The organism is Actinomadura litoris (assembly GCF_009733595.1).
Taxonomy (GTDB): domain Bacteria; phylum Actinomycetota; class Actinomycetes; order Streptosporangiales; family Streptosporangiaceae; genus Spirillospora; species Spirillospora litoris.
Map to the genome: position 1 here is coordinate 599,655 of NZ_WOFH01000001.1, position 14,549 is coordinate 614,203.

Annotated in this window: 10 protein-coding genes; 4 read left to right on the plus strand and 6 right to left on the minus strand. The window is 70.1% G+C overall.

The genetic code is table 11. The features are described 5' to 3' along the window. The first annotated feature begins 224 nt into the window (after positions 1-224). Entirely contained in the window at positions 225-551 is a 327-nt protein-coding gene (locus GNZ18_RS02695) for a helix-turn-helix domain-containing protein (RefSeq protein WP_156214444.1), read from the plus strand. 47 nt (positions 552-598) lie between these two features. On the opposite strand, the gene GNZ18_RS02700 is transcribed toward GNZ18_RS02695, so the two are convergent. Then, positions 599-1,450 carry a hypothetical protein gene (locus GNZ18_RS02700; RefSeq protein ID WP_156214445.1) on the minus strand — a complete coding sequence of 284 codons (852 nt, stop codon included), beginning with the start codon at positions 1,448-1,450 and terminating at the stop codon, positions 599-601. A gap of 1,519 nt (positions 1,451-2,969) precedes the next feature. Between GNZ18_RS02700 and GNZ18_RS02705 the strand changes: the two genes are divergently transcribed. Continuing rightward, positions 2,970-6,002, plus strand: a complete 3,033-nt coding sequence (locus tag GNZ18_RS02705) for an AAA domain-containing protein (protein WP_216651130.1) — start codon at positions 2,970-2,972, stop codon at positions 6,000-6,002. A gap of 288 nt (positions 6,003-6,290) precedes the next feature. Here the strand turns inward: GNZ18_RS02705 and GNZ18_RS02710 are convergent, their stop codons facing one another. After that, entirely contained in the window at positions 6,291-6,713 is a 423-nt protein-coding gene (locus GNZ18_RS02710) for a winged helix-turn-helix transcriptional regulator (protein ID WP_156214446.1), read from the minus strand. A 132-nt stretch (positions 6,714-6,845) separates the two neighbouring features. Here GNZ18_RS02710 and GNZ18_RS02715 point away from each other — a divergent pair, with 132 nt between their 5' ends. Then, positions 6,846-8,249 carry an FAD-dependent monooxygenase gene (locus GNZ18_RS02715; protein WP_156214447.1) on the plus strand — a complete coding sequence of 468 codons (1,404 nt, stop codon included), beginning with the start codon at positions 6,846-6,848 and terminating at the stop codon, positions 8,247-8,249. 87 nt (positions 8,250-8,336) lie between these two features. Here the strand turns inward: GNZ18_RS02715 and GNZ18_RS02720 are convergent, their stop codons facing one another. From GNZ18_RS02720 to GNZ18_RS02730, 3 genes are all read right to left on the minus strand, one after another. Next, positions 8,337-9,359, minus strand: a complete 1,023-nt coding sequence (locus GNZ18_RS02720) for a hypothetical protein (RefSeq protein ID WP_156214448.1) — start codon at positions 9,357-9,359, stop codon at positions 8,337-8,339. A gap of 706 nt (positions 9,360-10,065) precedes the next feature. After that, positions 10,066-11,712 (minus strand): carboxylesterase/lipase family protein, encoded by a 1,647-nt coding sequence (locus GNZ18_RS02725; RefSeq protein WP_156214449.1) that lies wholly within the window; start codon positions 11,710-11,712, stop codon positions 10,066-10,068. A gap of 124 nt (positions 11,713-11,836) precedes the next feature. Next, entirely contained in the window at positions 11,837-12,226 is a 390-nt protein-coding gene (locus tag GNZ18_RS02730; protein ID WP_156214450.1) for a RidA family protein, read from the minus strand. 65 nt (positions 12,227-12,291) lie between these two features. On the opposite strand from GNZ18_RS02730, the gene GNZ18_RS02735 reads away from it, so the two are divergent. Further along, positions 12,292-12,897, plus strand: coding sequence for a CGNR zinc finger domain-containing protein (locus tag GNZ18_RS02735; protein ID WP_156214451.1), 606 nt, complete (start codon positions 12,292-12,294; stop codon positions 12,895-12,897). 31 nt (positions 12,898-12,928) lie between these two features. Here GNZ18_RS02735 and GNZ18_RS02740 read toward each other — a convergent pair whose 3' ends face one another. Further along, entirely contained in the window at positions 12,929-14,431 is a 1,503-nt protein-coding gene (locus GNZ18_RS02740) for a N,N-dimethylformamidase beta subunit family domain-containing protein (RefSeq protein WP_156214452.1), read from the minus strand. Positions 14,432-14,549: the final 118 nt, after the last annotated feature.

Below are 14,549 nucleotides of genomic sequence, written 5' to 3' on the forward strand. Positions count from 1 at the left end.
TCAGGCCAGGAGTACCCACCTGGGGAGCCAATCGGCTCACCTACAGCGAAACCACGAGGCCGCATTGTGGCTGGTTGCGGGCCATTTTGCTCCTTATCTTGATCCTTTTATTCGACCTGGTCAATCCATCATGCCATCGAAGTCACTGCCCGTAGTTTTGACCAAGAGCTTTAGGGAAAGCTAAACTTAACGTAGATCCCGAGTAAGGGAAGGGGTGGTGCGCCATGGTCTTTTATGGTCGGCGCGAAGGCGCAGGTGACGTCCGCGCTCCCGCAGAAAGCGAGACTTGCCTGGCCAGCGCCGTGATGAATGAGATCGCCTGGTTCATGCGCAAGAACGGAATCAAGCGATCCCAACTCGCGGACGAGATGAGCGTCTCCCCGGGCCGGGTGACCCAGATCCTCTCGGGCGAGGAGAACGTCACGTTACGAACCCTGGAGACCGTGGTGACGGCTCTGGGAGCCCGCCTGGAGGTGCGGATGCACCCTCTGCACGACTCGACTCTGCCCCTGCCGAAGGGTGACCGCCAGCCGGTCGGCCGGCTGTTCTGAGGTCCCGGCAGCTCCCGGGAAGCCGCCGGGACGCCGGGGGGGACCGGTCACACCCTGTCGGGGCCCGTGGAGCTCAGCGGCACCCCCGTGAACAGCCCGGGCTTGTACCCCCAGCGCAGAGCACAGGTGAGGATCCGTTGGATCTCGCCCATCGCATCCGAGAGCAACCGTCCTCGCAGCTCGGTCAGATCCTCCCGCCTGGCCCGATCCTCATAGCCCTGGCCGCCCAGCAGTCCATGCAGTTCCAGGGCCCGCAGCACCCTCTCGGACGCACGGTCGCCGGTGTCCTCGCACAGCGCGGCGACGCCGACCAGATCGTGGATGTGATCGCTCAGACGCTGCAGTTCGCGCCTGCGCTCATCCGGACTCTCTCCGCCCGCGACCTGCTTGCGCAGTCGCTGGCAGAAGAACCTCGTCGCCGCGATGATCTCCTCGGGGTCGCGCTCGCCATCCAGCCACTCCGGGTCCTTGAAGCAGCGCCCGGCCCATGACACATCGTCATCCGCCAACGATCGTTCGAACCGAAACAGCAGGTAGGCGATGCCGACACTGGCGATCATCATGGTCTGCGTCGGCGCCGACTCAGTGATCTGCCTGACCTGGACACCCCGCCTGATCTCACCGCCGAGCAGTGCCCCGACCGCCGTCAGTGACGCTCCCGCCCCCCACAAGGGGTGAGGCATGAGCACGGCGACATTTCCCAGCACCGTGGCCGCCGCGCCGATGGTCCCGATGACCGCCAGGGTCCACGGGCGGCTGACCTTGCCGAACATCTTGTGCTGGCCCCGGCAGCGAAGCTCCAGACAACCAGCGGCCGCCAGGCACGAAAGCACGAACGACAGCGCCCATCCGCCAGTGGTCTCCCATGACAGCCCCAGCATCGCCTGCAGCCTCCCCATGGCCGGCACGTGAGCCCCTGATCGCCCTCCCGTGCGCCCCCGCACGCAATGCGATCACTCACGCGTTGATCGATTGCTTTACTTCATTTTTGCCTACTCTTTGGTCTCTTTACACCGCATACACTCAGCGTTGTCCAATCGTGGCCGACAAGTCTCGTCCATAGGCGTTTGTCGCACAGATTGCGATCTTTGAAATCGCCTCAATACGGTCATTTCTGACATCAATGGAGGGGCGCATATCCGCAGGGTGTGAGATCGCCGGGCCCGCTGAGGGAGCCATTGGGACAGCGGATCACACCGAGTGGTGTCAGATCGCATGGTCCACAACGCCGCCCCTCCACCCGCCATCGCCGCAGCGCCGAGTGCCCCGATCTTGAGGCTCGTCACCTCGACCTCACCGGCAAATCCCGCCAGGACGGAGATCACGGTCAGGAGAGCGCCGACCATGCCGGCAATTGCGCGATCACAGGAGGCCGCCGTACGGACTCGCGAGGGGACCGAGTGCGGAACTCAGCGATGGTCGCCGGGGTCCCTGGAGGAGAGGAAACGGCCGGTGGCGGCGGTGGGCCTTGTCCAGGAGGCGTGTCCGCGCGTGTGGGGAGGCTCGCGAGCAGTGCGACGGGACGCGCGGTTCGGTGCAGACCCGGCTGCACCGGATCACGACGAATGCCTACCCGACCGTGCTGAAGTCTCGGGGCGGCATGCCACTGCCGGCGAGGTTGGCGGACGCGTCGGACCCGCTCGCCCCGGGAGGGCATGCCCGCCTCCGCCCCTGCCCCCGCCGGGGGGCAGGCGACTCGGCTGTGGCCGTGATCGACGCGACGAACTCACCCCGACGAGCAGGCCGTACTCGGCAAGCCACTGCGCACGCTTCCGCTTTCCCTGGGCGACCGGGCTAGGAGCCCTTTAGAGGACCGGTCGACCAACGGCGGCGGCGGGGGGGCCGTGGGGCCGTAGCTCATCGGCCAATGCGGGCCTTGAGCCGGGCGCGGTGACCGGGCGGTCTCGGGGGCGGGCCCGCGGACGGTGGCCAAGTCGAGGGGATGGAGCCGGTCGCCTCCGCCGTGGCTCCCCATGCCCGTGAGTATCGCTGGGCCCTGAAGTCAGCCGTCCCCGCGATGTCCGACGAGCGTGGGCACCGGACGAACGTCCGGTCAGCGCGAATTGCTCAATTATCCCTATTTGCACGATTTGTCTGCACGGGCTCGGGCCGCACGGCGCAATCCGTCGAGGGCGGCTGGAGGCAGGCACGCTGAGCTGCGCGCGCTCATCGGCCGCTCCCGATCGGCGAGTCGGCGCCGCCCATTCGACTCAAGATCAACTCTCGGTCAAGGGGCTCGGCATGGCGGACCGCTTCTGGCACACTGCGAACCGTTCGCTACCGAGCAAAACCCTATCTAGTGGGGCATTCTGGGGGAAGCAACGACTGCGCGGCACACTCGGGCGGGTGCCCCGCTCAGGCTCCACGAGGCGCGGTTCGGTCGCGCTCGTCAGGTTCCACGGCGTTCGGAAGGAATCGATGGCGGAGAAGCAGACCGGGCCGTACCCCGTAGCCCATTTGCAGCGTGCGGTGCGGTTGGAGATCGAGGCCATCCTGCACGACGACATGACGAATGCGGAGAAATTGTCCCTGCATGACGGTCGACTCGTCCAGCAGTCGGGGTCCGAGCGGGAGTATCTGTTCCTCTGCAAGGGATGGAAGGAAGCCTTCGGCAGTAAGGACCTGCTGATCCGGACGTCGCGGTCCCGCGGTCCGTGGGAGCGCGCCGAGGCGACCCGGTCGCCGGACGGGAGGATCCGGGTGGCCACGGAGGCCGACCTTGGCGCCCAGCCGGTGAACGCGCAGCTGGTCGAGGACGACACCGCGGGCCTGGTGGCGCTGGCCGAGCGGCTGGAGCAGACGGGCACCAGCGCGCCAGGGGTGAACCTCACCGCCGCGGGGTGGCTGGTCGACCAGGGCAAGCCGAAGATCGGCCGCTGCTCCGACACGGAGCGGTTCGTCCCGGGGTACCGGAACCGCCGGTTGAACACCCGGCAGCGGCAGGCCGTGGAACGGGCGCTCGACAGCGAGCTGACCTTCGTCTGGGGGCCGCCGGGCACCGGGAAGACCGACGTGGTCGCGAGCATCGTGGAGGGCTGTTACCGGCAGGGCCTGCGCGTGCTCTTCCTGGCGCCCACGCACGTCGCGGTCGACCAGGCACTGCTGCGGATGTGCGACCTGCTCGCCCGGGAACCCGAATTCGGGTCGGGGCTGGTGCAGCGCGCCGGGGACATCGCCGTCGCGTCCCTCGCCGCGAAGTACGGGGAGCAGATCGACCGGGGCCGCATCGCCGAAAGGCTGACGGGCGAGTTGGACGCCGAGATCGCACAGATCACGCCGGAACTCGCGGGGGTGCGCGCGGGCATCGCCCGCCACGACGAGGCGACGCGTGCCGTCAACGGGCGCCAGGAGCTCGGGCAGCGGCTGGTGGCCGCCCACCGGTCCGTCCTCGACGCCGAGGCGGCGGTGAACACCGCCGCCGCGCAGATCGCCCGGGTCCGGGAGCAGATCGACCGCATCGGGCCTCCGTCCGGGATGTTCGCTCAACGCAAGCAGGCGAAGCTGGACGCGCTCGACAGCGATCTGTACCACCACCGCCATGCTTTGGAGACCGGCCGGCAGCGGCTTGGAGCCGCCCGCGCGGACTCCCAGCGTTGCGAATCCGAGCTGGCCGCCATCACAGCGGCCTTGCCGAGCCTCCTGGCCCGGGTGGAGGGCCTGGCCCCGGTCGCGCGGCTGCGCGAGGACGCCGACCGGTTGCAGCACCGGCTCGACCATCTGCGCAAGGAACTCCAGAGGATCGCGGACACCGTGCGGAGCCGCTGCCGGATCCTGGGCACGACGGTGTCCAAGGCGGTGCAGACCCGCCGGCTGATGGACGAGATCGACGTCGTGGTCATCGACGAGGCCGGGATGGTGAACCTGCCGTCCGCCTGGTACACGGCGGGCCTGGCCCGCAAGCGGGTCGTGCTGGCCGGCGACTTCCGGCAGTTGCCCGCCGTCACACGCGGTTCGAACAACCGCGGGGCATCGCCCCAGGACAAGGAGCACTCGCGGCTGTGGATGGACCGGGACGCGTTCCACGCCGCGGGGCTCGTCGATCCGCACGGCGGCGCCCGCGTCGGCGACACCAGGATGGTCGCGCTCAACGAGCAGTACCGCATGCGCCGGGCGATCTGCGCCGTGGTGAACGAGGTCGCGTATCCGGACGCGCCGCTGCTGACCGGCAGGGAGGAGGGGACACGGCTGCCGTCCTCACCACTGATCGAGAGCCCGCTGGTGCTCGTCGACACCTCCAGCCGCGTCCCGGACCGGGGAAGGCGGAACGCCCACACCACCAACGCCGTCCACGAAGCCGTGATCCACGAGCTGATCCGGGGCTTGCAGTACGACACCGTGCTGCCCGCCCGCAAGCACACCGGGCTCGCCGAGGGGGAGGGGGCGGCCGACCGGCTCGCCGTCATCTGCCCTTACAAGAACCAGAAGAAGGCGCTGAACACGAGCCTCGCCCACCGCTTCGGCGAGACCTACGACGGTGTGGTGGACACCGTCCACCGCTTCCAGGGAAGCCAGCGTCCGCTGGTGGTGATCGACACCGTCGCGGGAGCCGGTGACCGGCTCGGCTACTTCTACGAGGGCCTCGGGCTGGCCTCGGCCACCTGCCGGCTGCTGAACGTCGCGCTGAGCCGCGCGCAGGACCATCTCGTCCTGGTCGCCAACACCGAGTTCATGCACCGCGGGCTCAGCCGCACGAGCGAGGCCGCCCGCATGCTCGCGCACTTCGAGAAGCACGCCCAGCGGCTCCCGGTCGAGGACCTCGTCCCGGTGCGCAGCGCCGCCGACCTGGGCGGCCTGGCCCCCGAGGAACTGGCGCGCCCCGCGTTCTTCCCCGCCGACGAGGTCTCCCGCGCCGTGGAATGGGACATCGCGCAGGCCCGCCAGAGCATCGACATCTACTGCGCCTTCCTCGCCCCGGCCCCGGTGCGGTACTGGCTCCGGCATCTCGCGCCGCGGATCGCCGACGGCACACGCGTCACCGTCCACACCCGGCGACAGGAACCCGGCACGAAGGACGCCGACCTCGTCGCGGCGATGCAGGCGGCCGGCTGCCGCATCGAGGCCCGCGAGCGCATGCACGAGAAGGTCCTGATCGTCGACGACACCGTCCTCTGGCACGGCTCCCTGAACCTCCTGGCCCACGGCGGCTCGACCGACCTGATGATGCGGATCACCGACCCGACGGCGTGCGAACGGGTACGGCGCATCGTCGACCGCGCCCGCATGGACCGTCCCGCCCGTCCCGGGCCCCCGGCGCCCCGCCGATCCTCGAACAACGGCATCTCCCCCGGCGACGTGGTCGACGGCCGCCTCTACCTGAACGTTCCCTACGAGGAGAAGGACGAGGCGAAGCGCCTGGTAAAGGCGAGATGGGACCCCAAAAACCAGCTCTGGCACGTCGCGGCGGCCACGCCGAGAACACACCTGACCCGCTGGCTCCCCAAATCCCCTTGAACCGCACCTCGCGCTGCCCGACCACGTGCTCGACGGGCACGGAGCATCGATCCAGGAGAAGGGCGTCTTTCTCACGCACTTGAAAGTGCCTTTTGTAGGCCCTTTCTCAGTCACTCATGATGGTGTTACGCACTACCAGTGAGGTGAGGAAGATGGTGGAGAAGGCGGCAGGCCGGTTCAAGATCATGAGACGATCCGTCGAGCCGGACCCGGACGCACGATCCCGGCACCGGGGTGTGCCGCGTCCACACCGTCCACGAGACAACGGACCGATCTGCCGCCGACGGCTCAGCCCGTCGGCGCGCTGACCGCGGCCTTGGCCCGGCCTACTCCGGTCAGCTCGCTGGCGGCCCGGTTGCCGGCGATCTCGCCGTGGTGGGCGACGGCCCAGTCGGCCATCGCCATCACCGCGTCGATCAGCGACCGGCCCAGGTCCGTCAGCGCGTACTCCACTCGCGGCGGGACCTCGGCGTACGCGGTCCGCGTGACCAGGCCGTCGCGCTCCAGATGCTTGAGCGTCTGGGTCAGCATCCGCTGGGAGATCCCGGGGATGCTCGCCTGCAGGTCGGAGTAGCGCAGCGAGCCGGCGCCCAGAGTGCTGACGGTCAGCACCGTCCATTTGTCGCCGATGCGGTCGAGCACCTCACGGATGAAGGCGCTGCTCTCGGGCCATTCCCCGCACGGACCACTGATCTGTCGCGCCGGCGCCATCTCGATCACCTCTCATCCGAATGCAACCGCACCACCAGTATGTAACGCCCGCGAGGCGTCCACGCACCCGTGCACGGCTCCGGCGGATCACCGGAGCGCGCTCTCCAACCACTCTGAAAAGGAATTCCACCCATGTCTTTGAACGCACACGACACCATCGTGGTCGGCGCGGGCCCGGCCGGGCTGTGGACGGCGGCGGAGCTGGCCCTGGGCGGCGGGCGGCCGCTGGTCCTGGAACGGGCCGAGCGGCGCAGCCCGCACTCGAAGGCGCTGGCCGTCCACCCGCGCACGATCGAGGTGCTGGCGATGCGCGGGCAGGAGCGGGCCTTCCTCGACGGCGGGCTGCCCGTCCCGGACGGGCATTTCGGCATGCTGCCCGCCCGCCTGGACTTCCGCGGCCTGGCCACGCCGTTCCGGTTCCTGCTCGCGCACCCGCAACTGCGCACCGAGGAGCTGCTCGAACAGCACGCCCTGACCCTCGGGGTGGTGATCCGGCGCGGGCACCAGGTGTCCGGGCTGAGCCAGGACGAACAGGGCGTGACGCTGCGGGTCGACGGGCCGGACGGCGAGTACGAGATCACCGCGGACCACGTGGTCGGGGCGGACGGGGCGGGCAGCACCGTGCGCCGGGCGGCGGGCATCGACTTCCCCGGCACCGACTCGACCGTCTTCGGCTTCCTCGGTGACGTCGAACTGGACGACCCGCCAGACCGGCTGGGCTTCTGGCACAACGAGCACGGCGCGCTGATCGTGGCCCCGATCCCTGGCGGGCTCTACCGCGTCACCGGGTACGCCCCGTCAGATCCCACGCCGACCCTGGAGTCCCTGCGGGAGACGACGAAGCGGATCGCGGGCACGGACTTCGGCATGCACTCCCCCGCGTGGCTGTCCCGTTTCGGCAACGCCACCAGGCTCGCGGCGGAGTACCGGAGGGGCCGGGTGTTCCTGGCGGGCGACGCCGCGCACATGCACTTCCCGGCGGGCGGCGTCGGGCTGAACGTGGGAGTGCAGGACGCGATGAACCTGGGCTGGAAGCTCGCCGCCGTCCAGCGGGGCCGGGCGGACGCGGCCCTGCTGGACACCTACCACTCGGAACGCCACCCCGTCGGCGCGGCCCTGGGCGAGCACACCAAGGCCCAGACCGCCCTGATCACCGCCACGACCGAGGAGGGCCGGTCCCTGCGCCGGTTCATGGCCGATCTGCTGCGAACCCATCCCGACGTGGCGACCGCGCTGGCCGACACGCTGACCGCGCTGGACGTGCGCTATCCGGGCGCCCATCCCCTGGCAGGCCGGCGCCTCCCGGCCACCCGCGAACAACTGCACCTGTTGCGCGAGGGCCGCCCGGTGCTGCTGGCCCAGGATGCCGGCCCGGCGATGAAGGACCTGGCCATGAGCGCCGACCTCCATCTGTACGAGACCGAACTGCCCTGGCCCACGGCCGCCGTGCTGATGCGCCCGGACGGACATGTGTGGGCCGCCGGGGACACTGCGGGAGAGTTGGCGGACGCCATGGCGGAACTGCCCCTGACCTGACGGAAAGCGCCGGCCCCCGGGAAAGTCCCCGGGGGCCGCGGGACCGGGGGCGCATATCGCCCACGTCCCGGCCTTCGACCACCTAGGTCACGAAGCGCTTCGTGAGGCGACGAAGGTGTACTCGCCGAGCAGAATGAACCGACCCGGCTCCGCGGCCTCCTGCGCGCCGGTGAGGGGGACGGCGAGTCGGTGTTCGAGCGTGCCGGGACTGCTGGTCACCGGGTTGTAGGCGCGCAGCATGAGCGTGGCGTCACACGGAAGGGGCTGGGAGAACTCGACCACCACCGTGACCGTCCCGGAATAGTGGGGAGGCAGAGTGATCGAGCGGGAGTACACCTCGTCCTCGCCGGGCGCGTAGATCTGTACCGGCGGCAGAACGAACGGGAACCGCTGGTCGGTGCTGGAGAAGACGGCGGTGCCGTCGGGCAGGTGGGTTCCCGATACGCCGAAGACGTACTTGGTCGGGGTGTCGTTGAGGTTCCCGATGGTCAGGCTGGTCAGGACGTACCTTCGCTGCTCGCACGGGATGACGTCGATGTTGCGCCAGCAGACATCGGGGTTGTTCTTGACCCAGTTGACGTAGTCGACGTTGGAGTTGAAGACCGGTAGTCGCGGGGGCATGGGGTGGGCGGGCGTGTCCACCGTGCCGATCATGCAGTAGTGGCCCGGTGGCAGCCGGTTCGGTAGGACGAAGGCGTTCGCGCTGACACAGATCTGTCCGGGAGCGATCTGCCTGGAGCCGCCGCGCGCGACGAACGGCACGGTGAGGTCGCCGCTCTCCGCGTAGATCGGATGCCAGGCCCGCGGATCCAGGAACAGTCCGCCGGCGGCGTAGTAGAGCCTGACGTGACCGGACGCGGGGCAGCCGCTTCTCAGGCTCTTTCCGCGCACATAGACGCGGTTGAGCCCCCCGTACACAATGGGGTGGCGAACCCCGAGGTCGGGACCGTTGTAGCTGGATTCCAGCAGGTCGAAGTCGAGGATGTCGCTGCCGAAGGGGATGAGGTCGGGGGACCGCCACATGGGGTCGGGTGTGGGAGTCTGCCCCTGGTCCTGGAAGTTGTCCCTGACCAGGATGTCGTCCCATCCGGCCTTCTGTTCAACGGGCACGGTGCCTCCCTGATCGTGGTGCCGCCCCTGTTCGGGGGCCGGGGCTTCCTCAACTCTCGTCCGCGGTAAGCGGGGGAGGCCATACCGGTCAGGGAAACGGAGGGTTACCGCAAGGACACACATTTCCTGTTGCATGGTTTTAAAGGCGTTCCGAATCAGCCTTACCCACATCACTCGCGAACAAAAGAAGCCGCCGTGCGGCTTTGGCCACCCGGAATTTGAGAACGCCGAGCCTGCCAGTAGGAAGTGGCACCCAGGGAGGGGTGGTCCCTTGGGTCCGAAAAGGGAGAACGAGCCGGATGCCTACAGGCCGCCACAGCGGGCCGCGTCTTCTTTGAGGAATGGGACACGTACTCACACCGGCCCCATTGCCATGGTCCTTCCGGGAGCCGTCGGCGGCGGGGTGGCAAATTCGTTAACGCAGAGCAAGAGTTTCCGACTTTTCGACACCCCAACGCGCGCGCGGGTGCGGATGGCGGGCCTGATCGGCGTCTCCGGGGAGCGGCGGCCCGACCTCGCCGGGTAAGGGTCCCGCGGATTCTGAGGTCGGAGGGGCCGGCGCTGGCGTCGCGCGGGCCTGGGGACCGGCCCCCGCGCGAGCGGGGGCCGGTCCCCAGGCGGATGGTCCCGTGATGGAGCGGAAGGGCCCGTCGGTCCTCGGCGCTTCCTGGTTCGTACGTGCGCCGGCTGTCTTACTTCGTTCTGGTCAGAGGTTCTTCCAGAAGGTGTACCCGTGTTCCTTCGCGAAGTCGATCCGCCGGATGCCGCCCTCGCCGGGGGCGAGCACCTGAGTTGCGTTTCCTCCCTCACGCCAGGTCGGCGCGCCCGCGCCGTTGGGGTCGCCTGTGCGGGCGAACCTCGTCCAGTAACCCGTCATCTGATCGGCCAGGTTCCGCTGGGCGGCGCTCAGCCGGCTCTCGTCGAAGTAGTCGGTCTCGAACTGGTATTGCAGTTCGGCGGCGTGGAAGGCGCCGGTCGGGAAACCGGGCCTCCGCACATTCGCGACCCACGGCGATTCGGCGTCCGCGAATTCGTAGGCATACGCGGGCACCCGGCTTGCGGCGGAGCGGCCGAGGTCGGTCACCGAACGCGCGAACGTGGCGTCCGTGACGAGAGCGGACCATGCCTCACTCGGCGAGCCGTAGTCCCGGAGCGGATACCGGGCCAGCACCTTCGGCGCCTTCTCGGCGCCGACATAGGCGCGCACGCGGGCGGCGTACTCCGCCTCGTCCGCCAGCGGGGGAACGCCCATGAGCTGCTGCGCGGCCTCGAACGTGCGGTACTCATCGCGCGTCATGCCGTACATGACCGGGACCTTCGCGAACCTCCCGTCGAGCAGCGCCCGCTTCGGCGAGTACGGGAGCACGCCCCCGCCGCCGTACACCGGCGCGAAGCCGTACTCCGACTCCTTCAGCAGCTTCGACGTCGGCAGCGCGCGCAGGCACGCGGCGGCCGTGGCGGGGGCGGGGCAGCCGAGCTTGGCGGCGACCGCCTGGCCCTGACGCTCGGCCTTGCCGCGCGGACGCGGCAGCCACGCGCCGGACGGTTCGAGCGTCCCGTCCCAGTCGGGCCAGTTCTCGACCGTGCACGGACCGCTCTGGACGATCGCCCGCTGGAAGAGGCCCGCGGCGCCCGGGGCGGTGAGCTGCGAACACGTGCTCACCCCGCCCGCCGACTCACCGAACACCGTGACGTTGCGGGCGTCGCCGCCGAACGCCGCCGCGTTCCTGCGCACCCAACCGAGGGCGGCCTGCTGATCCTCCAGGCCGAAGTTCCCCGAACGGTTCCTGGCCGGGCCGCCGTCCAGCGACGGGTGGTCGAGGAAGCCGAAGATCCCGAGCCTGTAGTTCACGGTCACGACGATCACGTCGCCGCGCGCGGCCATCCTGGCCGGGCGGTACAGGGCACCGGAGCCATTCCGGAATCCGCTGCCGTGGATCCAGACCATGACCGGCAGCCGCTTGCCCTTCGCGGACCGCCGGGGCGTGGTCACGTTCAGGTAGAGGCAGTCCTCGCTGTCGCTCGCCTTCTCACCGAAGAACCCCGCATTCTGGGCGCACGCGTTGCCCGGCTTCGTCGCGTCCCGCGGTGAACTCCAGGGCTTCGCCGCTTGCGGCGAACCCCACCGGACGGGCGGCGCCGCGTACGGGACGCCGAGGAATTCCCGGGTGTCCGCGCTGACGGTGCCCCGCACCGGGCCTTTGTCGGTGACCACCAGCGAACCGCCGCCGGCCGCCGGAGCGGCCGCCGCCGCGACCCCGTCGAGTCCCGTCCCGGCGAGCCCTATGGCCGCGACACCGCCGATCGCGGCCAGCGACCTTCCCCACGCGCGCCGCTTCCGATATGTGTCCATGAAGGCTCCCGTCCCGTTGGCTCGACTTCCTCTACGGTCTCGGGACCCGGTACACGGGCACAGGAGCCTTTCCTCTAGACCTCCGGTAGAGCTAGCTCTACCCCTTCGCACCGAAACGCGGAGGTCAGATAACGGCGACGGCGTCGATCTCGACCAGGAAGCCCGGGGACAGTCCGGCGACGACGTGGACGGTGATGGCCGGCGGCGGGTCGGCCCGGTTCCACACCTGCTGGAAGGCGGCCACCCCCTCGTCGAAGGAGTGGCCGTCGACCACGGCGATCCGCCAGTGGACGATGTCGGACAGGCTCGCGCCCTCGCTCCGCAGGATGGTCTGAAGGTTGCGGAACGCCTGGGCGGACTGCTCTCCAAGCGTGGGGCCGACGATCTTGCCATCGGCGTCGACGCCGTTCTGCCCGCCGATGTAGATGGTCTTGGCGGGCTGCTCGACCACGACGGCCTGGCTGAAGGCCGGGCTGCGGTGCAGCCCCTCGGGGTTGATGTGCCGGACGCCCATGTCGATCTCCTTCTTCGAGACACCGGTTAAAGTGGTGTCGTTGCGACACCAGTTATACTGGTTGCATGCGAACGGGGACAACCGGGCGGGTGCTGCACGACCCCAAGGGCGGGTCGTTCCGGTTCGACGCCGGCGCGGTCTGCCTGGACTTCGCCCACACCGGCGGGGAGGGCGACTACGCGGTCTTCGAGACCCTCCACGAGCCCGGCGACCTCGCCGGATGGCTGGCCCAGCCGCCCCTGGACGCGGCCTTGACCACCCCCGTCACGTCCCGCGAACTGGCCGCGGCCAAGACCTTGCGGCAGGCGATCTGGGAGGCCGCGCACGCCCGCGCCGCGGAGCGCCCCCTGCCCGCCGAAGCGGTGGCCGCCATCAACCGGGCCGCCCAGGCGGCGCCGCTCGTCCCGGAGCTGTCCGTCGGGGGCACCGCCGCGACGTGGGCGTCACCCGTGCGGGCGACGCAGGCGCTGTCGGCGCTGGCGCGCGAGATGATCGACCTGCTGGCCGGGCCGCTGTCCGGGCGCGTCCGCGAATGCGCCGGCGACGACTGCCCGCTGGTGTTCGTCGACACCTCCCGCCCCGGCGCGCGGCGATGGTGCTCGATGGAACGCTGCGGCAACCGGCACAAACTTCGCGCCCTACGCGCCCGGCGGGCCACCGGCCCGCCCTGACCACCGTCCTCCCCTCGGTCGCCATGGCGCTTCATTCCTGGTCGGCGCCGAGTTTGTAGTTGGGACGGGACGGATGCACCCGCCCCAGCGGCCCTTCGGCCATGGCGCGGATGAGCGTCCGGCTGACCTGTGTGACGAACCGGCGTCCCGCCTCGGTGACACCGTGCCCGCAGGCGGGGCCGCGCATGGCGCAGACCCAGCGCATGGTGCCGGTCGCGAACACGCCCGCGCCTTCGCCGGTGGTGTAGTAGGAGGCGTGCGCGACGGCCCGGCGGTCCCCGCAGGTGATCGGCGAGCTGGCGACGATCTCCAGGGTGGCCGGGGTGGGCCCGGCGCGGTTGAGCGCGTCGGCCTCCGGGCCGATGACGCCGGGGAACCTCGTCCCGGCGCGCACCCCGGTGCCCCGGAACAGCCAGAAGTCCGGCCGCGCGACGGTGAAGGCGCCCTCGGCCGGGAAGCACATGTACTGGATGCCGATGATGTCGCTCTCCGGCCGAGGCTCGGGGGGCAGCCGCCAGTCCTGGGTCGTCTCGCTGGGGTCGGTCCGCGCCATGGGGTCGGCGGCGGCGTCCTTGTAGCAGACGACCAGCCGGTTCGACCCGAGCGGGGTGGCGGCGAACCTGATGTGCCGGTTGACCGCGTTGGCGCCCAGGAAGGCGATGTTGACGCCCTGGTCGCGGGCCTGCGTGGCGCGCCGGCGCATGGTGGACGACCAGTACTCGTCATGCCCGAGGGTCAGCAGGCCGCGTGCCCCCTTGAGCAGCCCGGGGTCGGCGTGCAGGTCGTTGTCGGTCGCGTACGCCAGCGGCACGCCCAGCTTCTCCGCGAGCGCGATCGCGGGCTGCTCGTAGACTATGAACTTGCCCGCGCCGTTTCCGTCGTAAGGACGGTCGAAGCTGACCGCGCTGGCCCGGTCCCCCTCCCCGCCCGACGGTCCCTTGTACAGGTCGTAGCCGCCCCACATGTTGTAGGCCTGCCAGGTGGTGGTCGCGTTCAGCACGACGACGCGTCCCGCCGCGCTGGGCGAGCGGAGGGTCACCGGCACGTACCGCCGCGCCCCCGAGGTGGCGGTCAGCATGACCAGGTAGCTGCCCGCGGGCCATCCGGAGGTGGACACGGTCAGCGACGGCCGCCAGGGAGCCGACACCGTCCGGGTCGCCTTGCCGACATGGGCGCCCGCCTGCCGCACCCCGGGGTTGAGCCCGGAGCGCCATACCCGGCGCGCCTGCGCGCCGCCGTACCAGCCCATCCTGAACGCCTGGGCGGAGAACCCGGAGGACGTGGTGGACACGAACAACCGGAAGGGCTCACCCGGCAGCACGCTCACGCGGTCGGCGTAGCCCTCGATCTCGTGCTCGGATCCGAGGTTCCTGCGGACGATCCGCCAGTCCGCGTCGCCGCGTTTGGCGTTCTCGGCTACCTGGGCCGCCTTCGGCGCCCGCCGCCCGCCGGCGTCGCGGCCGTGTGCCCCGGACGAGCAGGCCGAGGCCAGGACGAGAACCAGGGCGAGCACGGCCGCGCCCCGTCCTGGCATCGTCGTGGTCCGCCCGTGCCGGCCAGGTCCGCTTCTGCCGGGCGCACGGCTTCCCACGACGACTCCCCTCGACGGTCGGCTGCTGCGGAAGTCCTCCCCCGTCCGGGCGAGCCGGAAG